The organism is Streptomyces sp. BL1 (assembly GCF_057628045.1).
The window spans coordinates 6569363-6589364 of record NZ_JBXYWZ010000002.1; the positions used below are offsets into that span (position 1 = coordinate 6569363).

The 20002-nt window shown below is 72.1% G+C and carries 14 protein-coding genes; 4 read left to right on the forward strand and 10 right to left on the reverse strand.

Annotated features, from left to right (window positions below; all coding sequences use genetic code 11):
- Nucleotides 1-18: 18 nt before the first annotated feature.
- The 8 genes from AC3AGO_RS28785 to AC3AGO_RS28820 form a co-directional block, all read right to left on the reverse strand.
- Nucleotides 19-747: a TSUP family transporter gene (locus tag AC3AGO_RS28785; RefSeq protein ID WP_487823160.1), complete on the reverse strand. Its 729-nt coding sequence runs from the start codon at nucleotides 745-747 to the stop codon at nucleotides 19-21.
- Between the two features lie 309 nt (nucleotides 748-1056).
- A complete protein-coding gene (locus tag AC3AGO_RS28790; protein ID WP_487823161.1) occupies nucleotides 1057-2457 on the reverse strand; it encodes an MFS transporter in 1401 nt (466 codons plus the stop codon).
- A 283-nt stretch (nucleotides 2458-2740) separates the two neighbouring features.
- Nucleotides 2741-3775 (reverse strand): NAD(P)-dependent alcohol dehydrogenase, encoded by a 1035-nt coding sequence (locus AC3AGO_RS28795; protein ID WP_487823162.1) that lies wholly within the window; start codon nucleotides 3773-3775, stop codon nucleotides 2741-2743.
- 49 nt (nucleotides 3776-3824) lie between these two features.
- Nucleotides 3825-5393, reverse strand: a complete 1569-nt coding sequence (locus AC3AGO_RS28800; RefSeq protein ID WP_487823163.1) for a mannitol dehydrogenase family protein — start codon at nucleotides 5391-5393, stop codon at nucleotides 3825-3827.
- Entirely contained in the window at nucleotides 5390-6613 is a 1224-nt protein-coding gene (gene manD, locus AC3AGO_RS28805) for a D-mannonate dehydratase ManD (protein WP_487823164.1), read from the reverse strand. The genes AC3AGO_RS28800 and manD overlap by 4 nt, the downstream gene beginning before the upstream one ends.
- The gene (locus AC3AGO_RS28810; protein ID WP_487823165.1) at nucleotides 6610-7584 is read right to left on the reverse strand and encodes a 2-hydroxyacid dehydrogenase; all 975 of its coding nucleotides are present in this window, start codon (nucleotides 7582-7584) and stop codon (nucleotides 6610-6612) included. Before AC3AGO_RS28810 ends, manD begins: the two co-directional genes overlap by 4 nt.
- Before the next feature lie 85 nt (nucleotides 7585-7669).
- The gene (locus AC3AGO_RS28815) at nucleotides 7670-8707 is read right to left on the reverse strand and encodes a LacI family DNA-binding transcriptional regulator (protein WP_487823166.1); all 1038 of its coding nucleotides are present in this window, start codon (nucleotides 8705-8707) and stop codon (nucleotides 7670-7672) included.
- A gap of 604 nt (nucleotides 8708-9311) precedes the next feature.
- Nucleotides 9312-11039 (reverse strand): IclR family transcriptional regulator domain-containing protein, encoded by a 1728-nt coding sequence (locus AC3AGO_RS28820; protein ID WP_487823167.1) that lies wholly within the window; start codon nucleotides 11037-11039, stop codon nucleotides 9312-9314.
- Nucleotides 11040-11334: 295 nt separating this feature from the next.
- Between AC3AGO_RS28820 and AC3AGO_RS28825 the strand changes: the two genes are divergently transcribed.
- Genes AC3AGO_RS28825 through AC3AGO_RS28840 form a run of 4 tightly spaced genes read left to right on the forward strand, consistent with a single transcriptional unit; the run spans nucleotide 11335 to nucleotide 16067 of the window.
- Nucleotides 11335-12510: a 4-hydroxybenzoate 3-monooxygenase gene (locus tag AC3AGO_RS28825; protein WP_487823168.1), complete on the forward strand. Its 1176-nt coding sequence runs from the start codon at nucleotides 11335-11337 to the stop codon at nucleotides 12508-12510.
- A gap of 38 nt (nucleotides 12511-12548) precedes the next feature.
- Nucleotides 12549-13913 (forward strand): MFS transporter, encoded by a 1365-nt coding sequence (locus AC3AGO_RS28830; protein WP_487823169.1) that lies wholly within the window; start codon nucleotides 12549-12551, stop codon nucleotides 13911-13913.
- Between the two features lie 31 nt (nucleotides 13914-13944).
- Nucleotides 13945-15405: an aldehyde dehydrogenase family protein gene (locus AC3AGO_RS28835; RefSeq protein WP_487823170.1), complete on the forward strand. Its 1461-nt coding sequence runs from the start codon at nucleotides 13945-13947 to the stop codon at nucleotides 15403-15405.
- 59 nt (nucleotides 15406-15464) lie between these two features.
- Nucleotides 15465-16067, forward strand: a complete 603-nt coding sequence (locus AC3AGO_RS28840; protein ID WP_487823171.1) for a DinB family protein — start codon at nucleotides 15465-15467, stop codon at nucleotides 16065-16067.
- 79 nt (nucleotides 16068-16146) lie between these two features.
- Here AC3AGO_RS28840 and AC3AGO_RS28845 read toward each other — a convergent pair whose 3' ends face one another.
- Both AC3AGO_RS28845 and AC3AGO_RS28850 read right to left on the reverse strand, forming a co-directional pair.
- Complete coding sequence (locus AC3AGO_RS28845; protein ID WP_487823172.1) at nucleotides 16147-17934, reverse strand: GMC oxidoreductase; 1788 nt, start codon at nucleotides 17932-17934, stop codon at nucleotides 16147-16149.
- Nucleotides 17935-17969: 35 nt separating this feature from the next.
- The gene (locus AC3AGO_RS28850) at nucleotides 17970-19886 is read right to left on the reverse strand and encodes an AMP-dependent synthetase/ligase (RefSeq protein ID WP_487823173.1); all 1917 of its coding nucleotides are present in this window, start codon (nucleotides 19884-19886) and stop codon (nucleotides 17970-17972) included.
- Nucleotides 19887-20002 lie beyond the last annotated feature (116 nt).

Here is a 20002-nt window from a genome sequence, read left to right on the forward strand (position 1 = left end):
CCCACACCTGGGTGGGGGCTACCAGGCCAGGACGCCCTTTAGTGTGGTCAGGGTGGAGCCTGCCAGGGCTATGGCGATTACTGCCTTACGGGCCGCGGACGTCGGGATGCGGGCCGCGAGTACGTGGCCTGCGGCGATGCCTGCTGCCAACGCGACGAAGGCCAGGGCCAGTTCGAGACCCGGGAGGCTCGGCAGGCCCTTCACCGTCACCGAGGCCGTGCTCACCATCAGCATGCACAGTTGGGTGGTGGGCACGAAGCGGTGGTGCTCCCAGTCGGTGCCGACCGCGTACAGGGCGAGCGGCGGGCCGCCGGCGCCGGCCGCGGCGTTCATGAAGCCGCTGGCCCCGCCCGCGGTAATCGTGCCCATCGGACCGCCCGGGATGCGCAGCCGTCCGCTGAACACGACCGTGCACAGGGCCAGTACGGTCACCCCGCCCACGACCGTCATCAGCAGCGGCTCCGGCAGCGTCTGCGCGGTGAACGCGCCGAGCGGCACCGTCGCGAGCGCCGGCAGCGCCAGCGACAGCGCCCGCCGTACCTCCACCGCACGCCACGTCGCGGCGAGCGTACTCGCGGCCACGCCGACGCCGAGTAGATTCGCCAGCAGCACCCCGTCGTACGGGCCCACCACCAGCGCCATCAACGGCGCGCTCACCAGCGCGAACCCGAGCCCCGTCACCCGCTGGCTGCCGGCCCCCGCGAGTATGCCGAGTACCAGCAGGACAGCCCCACCGGCCCCGCTCACAGCGTGGACGCCGGACATCGCGGACACGCGCCGGTGCCGAGCGCCCCCGTCGCGGGCGCGGGAACGCCTGGTGTGACGGGGACCGTCGGGATGTCGCGGGTCAGCGGCGTGGCCGGGTCGGACACAGCGTTCAACTCCTCGTATCGGCCCGCGAGTCGGGCACGCCTTCGGTCCGCGGCGCGCCCCGCGGGTGTGCTCCGCGCCGTTCTAGCGCACCGGACGGAGATTGGGCAGACGGTGCGCACGCGGCCGGGCCGGTCGGCCCGGCCGCGCGGAACGGGTACCTCGGTACGGCCCGGTGACCCTGCGTCAGGAGCCCGTCGCTGCTTTGGCAGTGCTGTCCGCCGTGATGGCGGACAGCGCGCCCGCGTCGTCCGCGGTCGTCAGGTCGCGGTCCAGGGTCTCCGGGCTCATCCGCGTCGCGACCAGGCTGACCGCGGTGATCAGCGACATGTAGGCGGCCACCGGGATCCAGGAGCCGGAGAATGCCGTCAGCAGCGCCGAGCACAGCAGCGGCGCGACACCCCCGCCGAGCGCGGAGGAGAACTCGCGGCCCAGAGTGACGCCCGCGTACCGGTAGCGGGTGCCGAACAGTTCGGGGAAATAGCTCATCTGCACGCCCACGCAGCCGTGACAGGCCGTGACGAAGCCCAGCACGATCACCACGACGATCGCGACGGTCGAGCCGGTGTTCATCGCGATGAAGGCCGGGCCCGGCATCAGCACCATGGCCGCCAGGATCGCGGAGTACACCGGCCTGCGCCCGAGCCGGTCGGACAGCACGCCGAAACCGAACGCCGCGACACCGCCGCACAGCGCGCCGATCAGCAGCACCTTCGGCACGAGATCCTTGTCGACGCCCACGGACGACACCAGATACGACGCCATGAAGACCTGGTACGTGTACGACTGCGCGCTGGCCCCGATGTTCATGAAGAGCACCAGCAGCAGCGGCCTCCTCCCGTGCCGGAACACCTCCTTCACCGGCGACTTGGGCTCCTCCTGCTGCTCCTTGAGCTCCTGGAAGACCGGGCTCTCGTGCAGCCTGCGCCGGATGACCATCGCGATGACCGTGACGAAGAGGCTGCTGCCGAACACGAGCCGCCAGCCCCAGCTCATCAGCTGCTCCTCGGGCAGGAGTTGGGCCAGCACCCAGGCGACCGCGCCCAGCGCCGTACCGAGCGCCGCGCCGGTCATCACGAGGGACGACAGTCTGCCGCGGCGGCCCAGCGACGCCGTCTCCGTGAGCAGCGTGGCACCGCCGGACTGTTCGGCGCCGGCGCCGAAGCCTTGCGCCATTCGGCATATCAGCAGCAGTACGGGTGCCAGCAGCCCTACTTGGCCGAACGTCGGGAGCAGGCCGATCGCCAGGGTCGAACCGCCCATCAGCAGCAACGTGGTGACCAGCACCCACTTGCGGCCCAGCCGGTCGCCGAAGCGGGAGAAGAACAGCCCGCCGAGCGGGCGCGCGGCGAAGCCGACCGCGTACGTGCTGAAGCTGGCCAGCATGCCTACGGCCGGCGAGACATTGGGGAAGAACAGCTCGCTGAAGATGAGCGCGGAGGCCGTGCCGTAGATGACGAAGTCGTACTGCTCCAGAGCGGTTCCGATGAGGCCGGCCCAGGCGGCGCGGCGTACGGCGCGGGGGTCGGCGGGGGTGTGGGAGTCGGGGACGGGTGGGGGTTGGGTGGATGTACCTGTGCTGTCCATGACACATTCCTCCTTGAAGGTGTTGGGACGCGGTGTGGGCGGCTGGTCCGCCCTGGGGGCGGAGGGGGCACCTCCCAGCGGTAGCTGGGGGAGGGCGGGCACACGGACCGCACACGCCAGATTTGTCCTCCGCGCGCAAAGCAGGCGCACCTCGGTGCGGGGACGCTGCGCGGTGTGCGGCTGTGCCGCGGGCGTTGGGTGCGTGGGGACGTGGCCTCGCGGCTGGCGGTTCCGGTGTGCCCACCCGTTCCGCCCCTGCGGAACGACTGCCCACACCTCGGTGTCAGGTCGTTGCGTCGGAGGGGCGGACGATGACCTTGAGGTGGGTGGGGTCCTCCGCGGGCGCGCGCAGCGCCTCCACCGTGCGGGAGAGCGGAAAACGGCCGGTGAGGACGCCGGCAAGGTCCACACGGCCGTCCGCGGCAAGCGCCAGCGCAGCGGGGAACGCGTGCGCGTAGCGGAACGCGGTGACCAGGTCGATCTCCCAGCGCTGGAGGTGGGCCAGGGGGAGCCCGTCCACCGTGGGCGGGGCCTGGCCGACGACGGTGGCGCGGGCCGCGGGCCGCAGTGTGCGCAGGCCCTGCCAGAGCGCGGCCGGGTGGGCCGAGCACTCCAGGAGGCGGTCCATGCCCGTGAGTTCGAGGTCGTGATCGGCCGTGTTGACCACGTCGGTCGCGCCCAGTTCGCGGGCGCGTGCCAGCCGCGCGTCGTTGACGTCGGTGACGATGACTTCGGTGGCGCCGGCCGCGCGGGCCACCTGGGTGACGAGGATGCCGATCGGCCCCGCGCCGGTGACCAGCACACGGTCGCCGAAGCTCACTTCGGCCCGGCGGACCGCCCATACCGCGACCGCCAACGGCTCGATGAGGGAGCCGAGTTCGAGGGACACGGAGTCCGGCAGCGGATGTACGGCGCGGCTGGGGGCGATGACGTACTCGGAGAACGCCCCGTGGGTGGGCGGCGAGCCGTAGCACGTGCCGTCCGGGCACAGGTTGTAGCGCCCGGAGCGGCAGACGGCGCAGGTGCCGCAGCCCACGGCCGGTTCCACGGCGACGCGCGTACCGACGTCCAGGGACACCCCGGGGCCGGTGGCGGTGACGGTGCCGGACGCCTCGTGGCCGAGGACGGTGGGCGTGCGCAGGACGTTCTGGCCGTTCCTGCCGTCGTGGAAGTAGTGCATGTCGGAGCCGCAGACACCCACGGCGTCGACGGCGACGAGGACGTCGTCCGGGCCGAGGGCCCTCAACGGCACGTCTTCCACGCGGAGTTCACCGGCGGCGTGCAGGACGGCGGCTCGGGTGGTGGCGGGAGCTGTCACAGTCTCACGTCCTTGTGAGGGGAGGGGAGCTTGCCGGGGAGGGGCTGGGTCAGTGGGCCGGTTGCGACCCCGTTTCGGATGCCTGGGCGGCCTCGGCTGCCGCGGCTGCGGGGCCGTGGCGCACGATGACGTCTGCGAGTTCGGCCACGCGGGCCGTGAACTCGGGGCGGTGCGGCAGTTCGTCGCCGAGCAGTCCGGTGCTGAGCGCCGCGTCCACGTGTGTGCGGATGTCGCGGCCCGCTGTCGCCGCCAGTGCGGTGCGTGCCGGATCTTCCATCTGGGCCGCGTGCGGGCCGGGTTCGAAGCCGTCCGGCGGCGCCACACAGCACAGGTACGCGGCCACGGTGAGCGCCAGATGGTGCGGCATCCGCCCGTTGCGGAGGTGGAGCAGTGCCGGTTCCGGTACGCGCTGCCGGAGCTTGACCGAACCGTCCGAGCCGACCTGCCGGGTGCGGTGCCCGAGCGCCGTGTTGGCCCAGCGGCCGAACAACTGCTGTACGTACGCGTCGAGTTCGACGCCGTCCGGCACGGTGAGCGTCGGCAGGTAGTCGCCGTACAGGACCTGGCGTGCCGCGTCCGCGACGAACGGACGGTGGACCGACTCCGGGATGGTGCCGCAGCCGTCCAGTGCGCCCAGGTAGGCGATGAGCGAGTGCGTGCCGTTCAGCAGGCGGAGCTTGAGCAGTTCGTACGGTTCGACGTCGTCGGTGAACACCGCGCCGCCGTGCTCCCATGGGGGCCGGCCCGCGGCGAACCGGTCCTCCATGACCCACATGGTGAACGGTTCCGCGGGCACCGGCACCGCGTCCCGTACGCCCAGGTGTTCCGCGACGGCGTCGCGGTAGGCGTCCGTGGTGGCGGGCACGATCCGGTCGACCATGGAGTTGGGGAACGTGACCTCGCTGTCCAGCCAGCGTGCCAGTTCATCCCTTTCGGCCCTGGGCAGTGCGGCCGTGAACTCCCGTACCAGACGGCGTGTTTGAGCTCCGTTGCTCATCAGGTTGTCGCAGCTGAGCACGGTGACCGGCCGTGCGTGGGAGCGCAGTCGGCGCTGCATACCGCGGACGATCTGCCCGATGGTGGTGCCGGGCGGCCCGTCGCCGCGCAGATCCGCCTGCACGGCAGGGGAGTCGAGGTCGAGTCCGTGGGTGCGCGGCGAGTACGTGTAGCCGTGCTCGGTCACCGTGAGGGAGACGATCGCCGTGTCCGGGGCCGCGATCGCGTCCAGTACGGCGTCCGGCTGTTGTGCGGCGACGAGCGCGTCCGTGTGCACGGCCGGAACGGAGACGCGGGTGTTCTCGGGGGAGATCTCGACCACCGCATAGCGCATGTCCTGTTCGCGCAGCGCTGTCGCGATACCGGCCGAGCGGTTGGCGACTCCCAGAACTCCCCAGGGGCCGTCCTCGTGCGCGAGTGCCTCGGCCGTGTAGACGGCCTGGTGGGCGCGGTGGAAATTGCCGAGGCCGAGGTGCACGATGCCGGTGCGCTCCGGGACGTGCGGCTGGGTGAGTGCCGACGGTGGCACGGTGACGGCACCGAGGCGGGGGAGGGCGGCCTGCTGCCCTGCCTGCTGCTGAGCGTGCTGAGTCTGCTGGGTCTGTCGCACGGTCGCGGTCACCAGTCCGTCATCGAGCCGTCGCGGCGGCGCGCCACGGGCAGGTAGGCGGGTTCGTACGGGTGGCGCGCGGCCAGTTCCTCGTCGACCTCGATACCGAGGCCGGGCGCGTCCCCGGGGTGCAGATGGCCGTCCTCGAAGCTCCAGGCGTGCCGGAACACCTCGTGCACCAGCGGCTCGTAGCCCATGTACTCCTGGATCGCGAAGTTCGGCGTGGCCAGCCCGGTGTGCAGCGACGCGGCGAGCGCGACCGGCGACACGTCCGAAGGACCGTGCGGGCCGAGCCGGATCTGCCACACGTCCGCGAGGGCCGCGATGCGCCGCAGGTTGCTGATGCCGCCGGCGTGCGAGACACACGCACGGACGTAGTCGATGAGCTGCTCGGTGATGAGGGACTGGAAGTCCCAGACCGTGTTGAACACTTCGCCGATCGCGAGCGGCACGGTGGTGTGCTGCCGTACGTGCCGCAGCACCTGCTGGTTCTCCGCCGGGGTGACGTCCTCCAGCCAGAACAGCCGCACGTCCTCCAGATCGCGGCCCAGCCGCGCCGCTTCGTTCGGGGTCAGCCGGTGGTGCACGTCGTGCAGCAACTTCAGCTCGGGGCCCACGTGTTCACGCGCGGCGGCCAGTACGTGCGGGGCGTGCCGCAGATACGCGTCGGTGTCCCACGTCTCCTCGACGGGCGCTGCTCCGCGGCCCGCCGGCTCGTAGCCCTTCGCGCCCTTGCTCACCCCGTACACCTTGTCCAGGCCCGGCACCCCGGACTGTGCCCGTACGGCCCGGAAGCCCCGCTCGCGCTGTGCGTCGATGGAGTCCAGGAGCTGCGGTACGTCCCAGCCGGTCGCGTGCGTGTAGGACAGGATGCGGTCCCGTACGCCGCCGCCCAGCAGTTGATAGACGGGCTGCCCGGTGACCTTGCCCTTGATGTCCCACAGGGCGAGGTCGACCGCGCCGATCGCCGTCATGGTGACGGGCCCGCGCCGCCAGTACGCGCCCCGGTAGAGGTACTGCCAGGTGTCCTCGATACGGGCCGGGTCGCGGCCGGTCAGCAGTGGCGCGAGGTGGTCGCGGAGGTAGGAGGCGACGGCGAGTTCACGCCCGTTGAGGGTGGCGTCGCCCCAGCCGACGACACCGTCCGCTGTGGTGATCTTGAGGGTGACGAAGTTCCGGCCCGGGCTGGTGACCAGCACCTCGGCCGAGACGATCGTGTCCTGGCCGGTCATCGGGCCACCGCCACCACGTTGTGCGGCTGCCGGCCGGCGGCGAGCCGGGTGATGTTCGCCGCGATGTCGGCGGCACGGCCCGTGAAGGTCTGCCGGGTGAGCCCGGAGGAGTGCGGTGTCATCAGGACGTTGTCCAACTGGTCGAAGGGGTGCCGGCTGGGGGCTGCCGTGTGACCTGTGGCCGGGTAGCCGTACCAGACGTCGATCGCGGCGGCGCCGAGCGTGCGGTCGCGGAGCGCCGCGTACAGCGCGTCCTCGTCGACGAGCGGGCCCCGGCCGACGTTCACGAGTACGGAGTCCGGCTTCATCAGGGCGAGTTCGGGTGCGCCGAGCAGGCCCGTGGTCGCCGGGGTGAGCGGCGCGGAGACCAGCACCACGTCGGAGGACTCCAGCAGCGCTCCGAGGTCGTCCGTCGTGCCGGACCAGTCCAGGCCGTGCGCCTCGGCGTCGGTGCCGCCGCGGCCTGTGACGGCCACGCCCCGCGCGCCGAACGCGTGGAACCGTTCCCAGGCGCGGGCACCGATGTGCCCGAAGCCCACGAACCCGACCGTTGCCCCCGCCAGCGAATTCCGCCACGGCGAACTCGGGTCGTACGCGGGAGAGTCCCACTCGCCGCGCCGCAGCGCCGCGTCCTGCCGCAGGAAGCCGCGGCGCAGCAGCACGGCGGCGGACAGCGCGTACTCGGCGATCGAGTCCTCGTGGTGGAAGGTGTTGGCGACCTGCGTGCCGGCGGGCAGCGCGGCGACGTCGATCTTGTCGGTGCCGGCGCCTGCGGCGTGCACCAGCCGGAGTCCCTTGCCCGCGGCGGCCGTTGCGGCCGTGCACACGCTCGACACGAGGACATCCGCGTCCTCCAGTGCGGCCTCGACCGCCGCGGTGTCCCGCGTGTCCGGCCAGCTTGTCGCGGTGCCCGCGGGCAGTGCGGCCTCGAACTCCTCGCGCAGCGGGGCGAGATTCGAGTCGGTGACCACCACGTGGAGGGGATCGGAGCTTTCGCCGCCGTTGGTTCGTATGCCGCCGCCGTCTGTCGCTGGACTCCCTTGTGCGTTCTGCACGTCACTTCCTTCCTGCGGATACGCGGGTCTGTTGCGGAAGTTGAGGCGCTGCGGGCCCCGTCGAGCCGCGGACGACGAGCTGCGTCGGCAGCCGCAGCGTGCGCGGAGTGTGCCGGTCGCCGGACAGTGAGCGGCCCAGCAAGTCGAGGCTGAGCGAGCCGGCGCGGCCCATCGGCACCGCGATGCTGGTCAGCGCCGGATGCGAGACCTCGGCGAACGGGATGTCGTCCACGCCGACAACACTCAGGTCGTCCGGGACGCTCACGCCCAGCGCCCGCGCCCCGGAGATCACGCCGAGCGCGACCAGGTCGTTGTGCGTGATGACGGCGGACGCGCCGGAGGCCAGCACCCCGGCCGCCGCGGCCGTACCGCCGGCCACGGTCTCCGACTGCCAGCCCAGCAGCTCCAGTTCGAGCCCCGAGCGCTCCGCCTGGGCGTGCAGCAGCTCCACACGGTGCGCGTTGGACCACGAGTGCGGGGTGCCCTGTACGTACGCGACTCTCCGGTGCCCGAGCGCCGCGAGATAGTCGGCCGTCTGGCGCAGCCCGTCCGCCGCGTCGGTGATCACGCAGTCGGCGCCGCCGGTCTCGCGGTTCACGAGGACGGCGGGCGTACGGCCGCACAGGGCGAGCACCTCGTCGGCGTCGAGCCGGGGCGAGCACACCACGAGGCCGTCCGCCTGGTCACGCAGATGCGTGAGCACTTCGCGCTCGCGGTCCGGGCTGAAGTCCGTGGCGGCGAGCACGACGGTCTGCCGCCGGTACCAGCCCTCGTTCTGCGCGGCCTGGACGAACGCGCCGAACACGGGGTTGGCGATGTCCGGGACGACGACCGCGACGGTGGCCGTCGCGGTCGTCGCGGTCTCGGCGCGCTGTTCGGCGGCGCGGGGTGCGGGGGGCTCGTAGCCCAACTCTTGTGCAACGGTGAGGACTTTGCGCAAGGTCTCGGGGCCGAGTCTGCGGGGTTCGCTGAACGCGCGGGAAGCGGTGGAGAGTGCGACCTCGGCGCGCTTGGCGACATCGGTGAGCGTGGCCGTCATGACACTCCCCTCGCGGTGCGGGTGGGGCGGGTTGGTGGGGCAACGGGCGTCATGATTCGCAGTGTTGCACAAGCTTGTCAATGGTTGCGGTGGGGTTGGGGTGCGGCGGTGGGGGCGGTTTGCGGTGTGCGGGGGTGGGGGTGGTGGCTCCGGGGGACCCCGGGACGCATGATTTACGGGCCGCGCCCCCGGTCATGTTCGGGCCGGCCGGTCATTGGCTGTGCACGGCCCGAAAATCACGCTTTATTGTCCCGGGGCGCCCCCTGCGCCCCCACCCCCACCCGCGGTCACGCAAAGGTGGGGGTGGGAGGGGGGCTGGGGCCCGCTTTGCGCTGTGGGGCCCGCCTCCCGCCCCGGCGTGGGCAGCCGGCCCGCTCTGCGCTGTCGGACCAACGCCCCACCCCGGTGTGGGCCCGGTGCCCCACCCCGGTGTGGGCAGCTGGTCCGCCCTGGGGGCGGAACGGGTGGGCACACCGGACCGCACCCGCGAGGTCAACGTCCCCCGCACCTAAAGCAGGCGCAGCCACGCCCCGCTAAGGGGCTGCCCCGCACAGGGCCCGCGCCCCGCTGAGGGGGGTTGCCCCGCACAGGGGGCGCGCCCCCGTCAGGGGATCCGCAGACGGTGATGGCGGGACGCCGTCCGGAGGTCGGTCTCGATCGCCGTGGCCGTCTCACGAAGCGCGGGAAGGAGCGCTTCGCGGGTCGTGTCCAGGGGGGCCGTTCCGGAGTGGCCGGCGACGTTGAGCGCGGCCACCACGTGGCCGTCCGCGCCGTGCAGGGGGACGGCGACCGAGCGCAGGCCCTCCTCCAACTCCTCGTCCACGGCGGCGTGTCCGGCCGCCGCGGTGTCCGCCACGATGCGGCGCAGCTCCGGCAGCGACGTCACGGTGTGCCGGGTCACGGGCCGCGGCTCCGACTCCTTCAGGAGGCGGGCGCTCTCCGCGGGCGGCAGCCCGGCGAGCAGCACGCGGCCCATGGCGGTCGGGTACGCCGGAAAGCGGGTGCCGAGCGTGATGTTGGCGCTCATGATGCGGATCGTGGGCACCCGCGCCACGTACAGGATGTCCGTCCCGTCGAGGACCGTCACGGAGGCCGACTCGTGGACGCGGGTGACCAGTTCGCGCAGGTGCGGCTGCACGATGTCGGGGAACGGCAGGCCCGTCAGATGGGCGTAGCCGAGCTCCAGCACCCGGGGGAGGGGCCGGAACAGGCCGTCGTCGGAGGCGACATAGCCCAGCCCCCGCAGCGCGTGCAGGGCTCGGCGTGCCGTGGCCCGCGGCAGCCCCGTGGCCTCCGCCACGGCCGTCAGTGGCATCCCGCCGCCCCGCGCGGCGCCCAGCGCGCGCAGGACCGCGAGTCCACGGGCGAGCGACTGCAGGAACCCGGCCCCCAACTCGGCCTTTCCGTCCAGGGGGAGGCTTTGTGCGGAGTCCAAGTCGCCTGCCCTGTCGGCCTGTTCGCCCGCCCGCTCCGCGAGGGTGCGTTCCATCGTCGCCGCGGCGCGTCGCAGCGCCGGCAGTACCGCCTCGGCCAGGCCTTCCGCCGAGTGCCTGCTCGTATGGCTGACCGTGCTCAGGGCGCACGCCACGGTGCGGTCCGGGGCGTGCACCGGCACGGCGACCGCCACCAGGCCCGGCTCGATCAGCTGGTCGTCCGGCGCCCAGCCCTCGCTGCGGGCGTGCGCGGCGCGGCGTGCGAAGTCCTGCTCGCACTCCGGCTCCTGACGGGCCGGCACCGCGGGAAACCCCGTGTCGTGCGGGTCCGCCGCGTGCCGGGCCCGCCACGCCGCCCACTCCGGCGTACCCCAGGTGGCGGCGAACACCGCGCCGGGGCCGCACCGTTCGGCCGGCAGCGCGTCGCCGATGCGGAACGCGAGCGACATCGAACGCCGCCGTGTCGCCTGCGCGATGAACCGCACCCCGTCACCGTCCGGCACGGCGAGGGACACCGACTCGTCGAACCGGTCGGCGAGTTCCTCCACATCGGCGGCGAGCGCGTCCGGGAGGCCGCTCGCCGCGAGATACGCGTTGCCCAGCTCCATCAGCGGCACGGCGAGCTCCGCCTGCCGCCCGTCGAAGCGGAGGCAGCCGAGCCGGTCCAGGGTCGCGACGATCCGGTCCACCGTCGAGCGGGCCAGGCCCGTCTCGCGGGCCAGTTCCCCGGGGCGCGCGCTCTCCCAGCCCGGCCAGGACATGGTGCGTAGCACCGCGAGCCCGCGCTCCAGCGGGCGTACGGACACCGCCGCGCTCTCCGCCGCGGGATCTTCTGCCGTACCGGAGTCCGCCGCGCCGGACGCCTTGCCGCGGCCGTTCCGCCCCTGCTGTGCCGTCATCCGTTCCGCATCTCCTCGCTCGCCCCGGGGCACGCCTCCGCTGCCGGCCGGCAGGGGCGCCGGAAAACCGGACCCCGCAAGACCGTTGACACCGGCTCCCGGCAGCCGGAGACTCCCGCCAAGAACATTATGAACGAAAGTTCACCAGGCGAACAGGCCTGTGTGAAGAGCCCCACCGAAAACAACGCCAGACCGGATGACGCCGAGACCGGACGACAAGCCCGGCAACGCCAGGGCCGGACAGCGCGACAAAGGGAAAAGCGCCGTACGGCGCACACGCACGAAGGGAAGACCGATGCGCACCACCGTCGGCATCATCGGGGCCGGTCCCGCCGGACTCCTGCTCGCGCGCATGCTGCACACCGCGGGCATCGACTGCACCGTCCTCGAGGCACGCGACCGTGCGTACGTCGAGCAGCGGCAGCGGGCCGGGATCCTCGAACAGGGCACCGTCGACGTGCTGCGCGAATGCGGCGCCGCGGAGCGGATGGACCGCGAGGGCATCCCGCACGACGGCATCGAGCTGCGCTTCCACGGCCGCCGGCACCGCATCGACTTCCCCGGCCTGACCGGCGGCAGGTCCGTGATGGTCTACGCGCAGACCGAGGTCGTCAAAGACCTCGTCGCGCTGCACGCGCAGGACGGCGTACCGGTGCTGTTCGAGGCGAAGGCGCACGCCGTGCGCGACGCGGAATCCGACCGGCCCCGCGTCGACTTCACCCACGAGGGCACCGAACAGACCCTGGAGTGCGACTACGTCGTCGGCTGCGACGGATTCTGGGGCGTCTCCCGCGAGGCCGTCCCGGCGGAGCTGTCGCGCGTGTTCGAGCGCGAGTATCCGTTCGGCTGGCTCGGCATCCTCGCCGACGTGCCGCCCTCCCACGACGAACTCGTCTACAACCGCAGCGACCGCGGCTTCGCCCTGCTCAGCATGCGCAGCCACCAGGTCTCCCGGCTCTACCTCCAAGTGCCCTCGGACACCGACCCGAAGGACTGGAGCGACAACGAGATCTGGGACGAACTGGACCGCCGGCTCGCCACCGACGACGGCTGGAGCCTCAAACGCGGCCCCATCACGTCGACTTCCGTCACACCCATGCGCTCCTACGTGCACGAGCCCATGCGGCACGGCAGCCTGTTCCTCGCCGGCGACGCCGCGCACATCGTGCCGCCCACCGGCGCCAAGGGCCTCAACCTCGCCGTCAGCGACGCCGTCACCTTCGCCCGCGCCCTCGTACACCGGCAGCGGACCGGCTCCGACGAGCTGCTCGACGCGTACTCCGCGACCTGTCTGCGGCGGGTCTGGCAGGCCGAACGGTTCAGCTACTTCATGACGACCATGCTGCACCGGCACCCCGACGCCACTCCCTTCGACGACCGGCTCAGCGTCGCCCAGCTGGAGCGCATCGCCACGTCCCGGCACGCCGCCGCCGACCTTGCCGAGAACTACACGGGCCTCCCCCTCGACTGACAGCCCGACCGCCCCCGCGCAGAACGGAATACCGCTCCATGTCTCCCAACGACGCGAGACCGTCCATCCCGCCCGCCGCGCGCAGCTTCCGTACCGTCGGCCCCGTCCTGGCGCTCTGCTGGCTGGCCGTCTTCTTCGACGGCATGGACGTCAACATCTACGGCGCCGTCATGCCGCACCTCCTGGAGGACCCGCACCTCGGACTCACCGAGTCCTCCGCCGGCACCGTCGGCAGCTGGACCACCTTCGGCATGCTGATCGGCGCGCTCGCCGGCGGCACTCTCACCGACTGGCTCGGCCGCCGGCCCATCCTCGTGTGGAGCGTGCTGCTCTTCTCCGCCGGATCCGCCGTGTGCGCCCTCGCGCCGTCCGCGGCCGTGTTCGGCGGCGGACGCTTCCTCGCCGGACTCGGACTGGGCGGCCTGATGCCCATCTGCCTCGCCATGGTCGCCGAGTTCGCCCCGCCGAAGCGGGCCGCGCTCGCCACCGGACTGCTCATGACCTCGTACCACGCGGGCGGTATGGCGGCCACGGGCATCGGCATGCTGCTCGGCCCCTCCGCCGGCTGGCGCTGGGTGTTCTGGGCCGGCGTACTCCCCGCGGTCATCGCCGTACCGCTGCTGCTGAAGCTGCTGCCCGAATCGCCCACCGTGCTCCTCGCGCGCGGGCGCACGGACGCCGCGTACGCCGTCGCCGACCGGTACGGACTGTCCCGCCCGGCCCCCGCCGAGGCCCCCGAGGGTAGCGCGAAGGGCACCGTCGCCGCGGTGCTCGGCCTGTTCCGCGGCGAGACCCGCTGGGCGACCCCGCTGCTGTGGGCGGCGTCCTTCTGCGGACTGCTGCTCGTGTACGGAGTCAGCACGTGGCTGCCGCAGCTGATGCGCGCCTCCGGCTACGGGCTCACCTCGTCGGTCAGCTTCCTGCTCGTCATCAACGCGGGCGGCATCCTCGGCATGCTCGTCGCCGGCCGTACCGCCGACCGGTTCGGCGCCGTACGGGTCTCCGCGATCTGGTTCGTCCTGACCGCCGGCGGGGCGCTGCTGCTGCGCGAACAGATGCCCGTCGGCCTGACCTACGCCGTCGTGTTCATCACCGGAGTGTGGCTGTTCAGCGCGCAGGTGATGGTGTACGCGGCGAGCAACGCGACCTACCCGGTGGCCGAACGGGCCGCCGGACTCGGCTGGGTGACCGGAGTCGGCCGCGCGGGCGCCATCGTGGGGCCGTGGCTGGGCGGCGCGGTCCTCGCCAACGGCACGGCCGGCTGGGGCTTCACCGCCTTCGCCGCCGCCGGTCTGCTCGGCGCCTTCACCATCGCCCTCGTCCCCCTGGCGGTCCGGGCCCGGCGCGGCACCCGCGACGGTTCCGGAGCCACCCCTTCCGCGCGGGAGACCAGCGCCGTGTGAGGGTGGAACAACACGCTCAAAAGGAGAAGAAGTGACCGTACAGCGGAAGCTGTTCATCGGCGGAGCGCACGTGGACGCGGAGTCCGCGCGCACGACCGAGGACGTCAACCCGTACACCGGTGACGTGTACGCCACCGTCGCCGCCGCCGGAGCGGCCGATGTCACGAAGGCGGTCGACGCCGCGGAGGAAGCGCGTGAGGCGTGGGCCGCCACCGGGCCCGGGGCCCGCAGGGCGATCCTGCTGAAGGCCGCCGACCTCCTCGACGGGCGCGGCGAGGACGCCGCCGCGCTCATGGCGGCGGAAGCCGGCGGCACCCGCCCCTGGGCGCTGTTCAACGTGGCGCTCGCCGCCGGCATCCTGCGCGAGGCGGCCGCCGCCGTGTCCGCGCCGCGCGGCGAGGTGCTCACCCCGTCCGAGGACGGCACGCTGAGCCTCGCCGTACGTGAACCCGTCGGCGTGGTCGCCGCGTTCGCCCCGTGGAACGCGCCGCTCATCCTCGGCATCCGCGCCGTCGCCGCGCCGCTGGCCGCGGGGAACACCGTCGTGGTGAAGCCCAGCGAGGACGCGCCGCTGGCCTGCGGCTACTTCCTCGCCGATGTGCTGCACGAGGCCGGGCTGCCGGCCGGCGTGCTCAACGTCGTCAGCAACGCCCCGGACGATGCGGCAACCGTCGCCGAGACCCTCGTCGGCGATCCGCGCGTACGGGCCGTCAACTTCACCGGGTCCACCGGCGTCGGCCGCGTCATCGGCAACCTCGCCTCGCAGCATCTGAAGCCCGCCGTCCTCGAACTCGGCGGCAAGAACTCCATCGTCGTCCTCGACGACGCCGACCTGGATCACGCCGTGGACGCCGCCGCCTTCGGCGTGTTCATGAACGCCGGCCAGATCTGCATGTCCGGCGACCGGATCCTCGTCCACGAGTCGCTGGCCGAGGAGTTCACGGCACGCTTCACCGCGAAGGTCGCCGCGCTGCCGCAGGGCGCGCCCACCGACCCGGACACCGTGATCGGCCCGCTCGTCAACGCGTCCGCCGCGCAGCGCGTCGCCGCACTCGTGAAGGACGCCACCGGCAAGGGCGCCAAGGCCCTGACGGGCGGCGGCGAACCGGACGGCGCGGTCTACCCGGCAACCGTCCTCACCGGTGTCACCAAGGAGATGGACCTCTACTACGGGGAGGCCTTCGGGCCCGTGTGCACGGTCGTCCCGTTCTCCGACGACGACGAGGCCGTCCGCCTCGTCAACGACACCGACCACGGCCTCACTTGCGGCATCCTCACCGAGAACGGCACGCACGGGCTGCGCGTCGCCCGCCGCGTACGGACCGGCATCGTGCACGTCAACGACCAGTCGGTCGCCGACGAACCCCAGGTGCCGTTCGGCGGCGTGAAGGCCTCCGGCTACGGGCGGTTCGGCGGCCGCTGGGGCATCGAGTCCTTCACCGACACCCGCTGGCTCACCCTCCACACGGAACAGCCCCACTACCCGTTCTGACCCGGCCCGTTCCGCGCGTAAGGCCGTCCCGCCCACCCGGGACGGCCTAGCGTGGGCGCATGGCTTCAGACCCCGGCAACCCGGTCGGCACCGTGAACACCGAAGCGCTCGGCTGGAACGCGCGGCTGCGGGACCAGTTGGAGTGGTACTGGGAGCATCTGCTGTGGCCCCGCCTCGAAGGGCTCACCGACGACGAGTATTTCTGGGAGCCCGTGCCCGGCTGCTGGAGCCTGCGGCCCCGGGCGGAGGCGAAGACGCCGATGGCCGCCGGGGCAGGGGAGCTTCTGGTGGACTTCGCCCATCCGGAGCCGGTGCCCGCGCCGTTCACCACCATCGCGTGGCGGATGGCGCACCTCGAGGTGGGCGTGTTCGGCATCCGCAACGCCGGCCACTTCGGCGGGCCGCCCGTCGACTACCAGAGCGCCGTGTACGCCACCACGGCGGCCGAGGCCCTGACGCGGCTCGGCGAGGCGTACGCGCGCTGGACCGACGGGGTGCGCGGGCTCGGTGAGGCGGGGCTCGCCGAGCCGTGCGGGGCGGCCGAAGAGCCGTACGGGGAGCGGCCGATGGCCGCGCTGGTGCTGCACATCCAGCGCGAGGTGTTCCACCACGGCGCGGAGATCTGCCTGCTGCGCGACCTCTACACCGCCCGACAGACCTGACCCCTATAAGGGGCGCGGGGAACTGCGCGAACCCCCGGCGAAACCGCACCCGCCGACGCCCCGTCACGGCGCATCCGGATCACACGCCCTCGGACCCCCGCCGCGGCACCTTCGGTACGGGGAGCAGCAGCTGCCCGAACGCGCCCTCGGGGACGGCCGGTTGGCGGGGCGGGACGGGGTCGAGGCGTACGTACTCCGCGTCCTGCGCGGGCCGCGTGTCGGCCTCGCCGTTGTTGGGCCACAGGGACAGGGCGCGTTCGGCCTGTGCGGTGATGGTGAGGGAGGGGTTGACGCCGAGGTTGGCGGAGACGGCGGAGCCGTCGACGACGGAGATGCCGGGGTGGCCGTAGAGGCGGTGGTAGGGGTCGATGACGCCGTGGTCGGCGTCCGACGCGATGGGGCAGCCGCCCAGGAAGTGCGCGGTGAGCGGCCGGTTGGAGAGCTCCCCGAGGTTCGTGCCGGCGAAGCCGTTGATGCGGTCCGCGAGGTGCCGCACCGCCTCCGCGCCCTCCGGGATGTGCACCGGGTTCGGCGCGCCGTGCCCCTGACGGGCCGACAGAAGGCCCTTGCCCAGGCCCTTTTCCTTGCGGAACGTGGTCAGCGAATTGTCCAGGGACTGCATGACGAGCCCGATGATGGTCCGCTCCGACCAGCGGTACGTGGTCGCCACCCGCGCCACCAGCACCGGATGCCGCAGGAACGCCCCTGCCGCCGCCATCCACTTGGGCAGCTTGCCGTCCACCTTGTACTGGGGCACGCAGATGAGGGCCATCAGATTGGACCCCTTGCCGTACCGCACGTTCTCGATGTGCGTGTTCTCGTCCGGGTGGATGGACGAGGAGATGGCGACGCCCTTGGTGAAGTCGAGCTCCGCGCCCTTGCCGGCCCGTTTGCGGTAGCGGTGCGGGAAGGTCACCGCGCCCACCAGCGCCTCGGAGTTGGTACGGGTCAGCTCGCCGAGCTTCGGCGACAGCCGCGGCAGCCAGCCCTCGTCCCGCATCCGGTGCAGCAGCGTCTGCGTACCGTACGTACCGGCCGCCACGATCACCTTGCGGCAGCGCAGCGTTCTCTCCCGTCCCCGGCGCCGTTTGTCCGTCGGCACGGTGGTGACGGTGAAGCCGTCCCGGCCTTCGGAGCCGTGCTCCTCCAGGCCGGTGACCGTGGTGAGCGGGTGGATGACGGTGCCGGCCCGCTCCGCCAGATACAGATAGTTCTCGTTGAGGGTGTTCTTCGCCCCGAGCCGGCAGCCCGTCATGCAGCTCCCGCACTCGGTGCACGCCGTGCGGGAGGGGCCCGCGCCGCCGAAGTACGGGTCGGGCACGGCCTCACCGGCCTGCCCCTCCACCGCGCCGCCCGCGTCCTTCCCGTCGCCGAAGAACACGCCGACCGGGGTGAGATGGAAGCTGTCGCCGACGCCCATCCTCTCCGCGGTGTCCCGCAGATAGCGGTCCGCTTCGGTGGTGGTCGGGTTGAGCCGTACGCCGAGCATCCGCTGCGCCTGGTCGTAGTACGGCTTCAACTCCTCCTGCCAGTCGGTGATATGGCCCCACTGGGGGTCCTGGAAGAAGGCGGGCGGCGGTACGTACAGCGTGTTGGCGTAGTTCAGCGAACCGCCGCCCACCCCCGCGCCTGCCAGGATCATGACATTGCTCATCGTGTGGATGCGCTGGATCCCGTACAGGCCAAGACGCGGTGCCCACAGGTATTTCCGCAGGTCCCAGGAGTTCCTGGGCAGGGTGTCGCGGGTGAAGCGGCGGCCGGCCTCCAGCACCCCGACCCGGTAGCCCTTCTCCGACAGCCGCAGCGCGGACACCGCGCCGCCGAAGCCGGATCCGATCACGATCACGTCGTAGTCGTAGTGCGCCATTGCAGTGCCGACTCCCTTGTTCGTGTGACGGTGCCTCAGCTCGCGTACAGGGCCTCGATCTCGTCGGCGTACGCGTCGGCCACGGCCGTGCGCTTGATCTTCAGTGAGGGCGTGAGCAGCCCGTTGTCCTCGGTGAACTCGCCGGGAACGAGGCGGAATTTGCGTATCGACTCGGCGGCCGACACGGACTGGTTCGCGTAGTCGACGGCCTTCTGCACGTCGGCGATCATCTCCGGGTCCGTGCACAGTTCGGCCGTCGGTGTGTCCGCGGGGCGCTTGCGGACGGCCAGCCAGTGCTCCACGGCGTCCGGTTCGAGGGTGATGATCGCGGACACGTACCGCTTGCCGTCGCCGACGACCATGCACTGGCCCACGGGCGGCCTGCTGCGCAGCTGGTCCTCCAGCTGCGCGGGGGAGACGTTCTTGCCGCCGCTGGTGATGAGGATGTCCTTCTTGCGGCCGACGATGCGCAGATAGCCCTCGTCGTCGAGTTCCCCGAGGTCGCCCGTCGCGAACCACCCGTCGTCCAGGACCTCTTCGGTCGCGGCGGTGTTGTTCCAGTACGCGGTGAACACCACCCCGCCCTTCAGCAGCACCTCTCCGTCGTCGGCGATCCGCACCGTCGTACCGGGGACGGGCTGGCCCACGGTGCCGGGCCGGGGCCGCAGCGGCGGGCTGAGGACGGCGGCGGCCGACGTCTCCGTCAGCCCGTAGCCCTCGTAGATGATGATGCCGCTGGCCAGGAAGAACAGATTGAGCCTGCTGTCCAGCGGAGAGCCGCCGGAGATCGCGTACCGCAGGCGTCCGCCCAGCTCGTTGCGGATCCGCCGGTACACCAGCAGGTCGTACAGGCCGTGGGCGAGGGAGAGGCCGGCGCTCGGCCCCGGGCCCTTGCCGTCGAGCCGGTCCAGGAGCTTCTGCCCGTACCGTACGGCGATCCCGTCGGCCCGCTCGAAGGAGGAGCCGCGGCCCATCTTCTCCGCCATGGCCCGGCCGGTGTCGTGGATCTTCTCGAAGAGGTACGGCACGCCGACGATGAACGTCGGCCTGTAGCTCTTGAGTTCGGGCCGCAGCTCGTCGGGTTTGATGCTGGGGCAGTGGCCGAACTCGATGCGGGCACGCATGCAGGAGATCTGGATGGTGCGGCCCAGTACGTGCGCGAGCGGGAGGAACAGCAGTGTGGACGCCGTCTGTCCGGTGATCTCGGTGAAGACCGGGTGCAGCAGCTCGATGGTGTTGCCGGCCTCCGCCTGGAGGTTGCCGTGCGTGAGGACGCAGCCCTTGGGGCGGCCCGTCGTCCCGGACGTGTAGCAGAGCGTGGCGACCGTGTCCGGAGTGAGGGCGGCGCGCCGCTTGGTGACGTCCTCATCCGGTATGTCCCGGCCCAGCGCGGTCAGTTCGGCGAGCGCGCCGCCGTCGATCTCCCACAGCCGCGGCTGTTCCGGAAGGGCGGCGCTGCCCTCCCGGACGGTCCGCGCGTTCTCGGCGTTCTCCACGAGCATGAAGCGGGTGCCCGAGTCGCCGAGGATCCAGCTGATCTGGCCGGCGGACGAGGTCGGGTAGACGGGCACGCTCTGGCCGCCCGCCGCCCAGATCGCGAAGTCCAGGACGCACCACTCGTACCGGGTGCGACACATGAGGCCCACCCGGCCGCCCGGTTCGAGCCCGGCCGCGATGAGGCCCTTCGCCGCGGAGGTGACTTCCTGTGCGAAGGCCGCCGCGGTGACGGGACGCCAGACGTCGCCCTCCTTGCGGCGCATGACCACGTCCGTCGGCGCCTCCGACGCGTTGGTGAACGGGATGTCGGCGAGGGAGCCCGAACCCTCCGGCTTCACGAGGACGGATGTGTGCACTTCCCGTACGACCCCCTCCTCCCGGGTCAGTTCGACGGAGACCCGACCGGCCAGGTCGGTGCGCCGCTGCGCGGTCTTGAGGTCCTTCCGTACGCCCATTTTCGGCTCCTGTTCACGGCTCGCGCTGGGAGAGGGAGTGGTACGGGAACGGTGCGGTGCCCGGCGGGCGGGGTGTCAAGGAGTGCGTGACCCCAACTCCGGTGTTCCGTACCGGA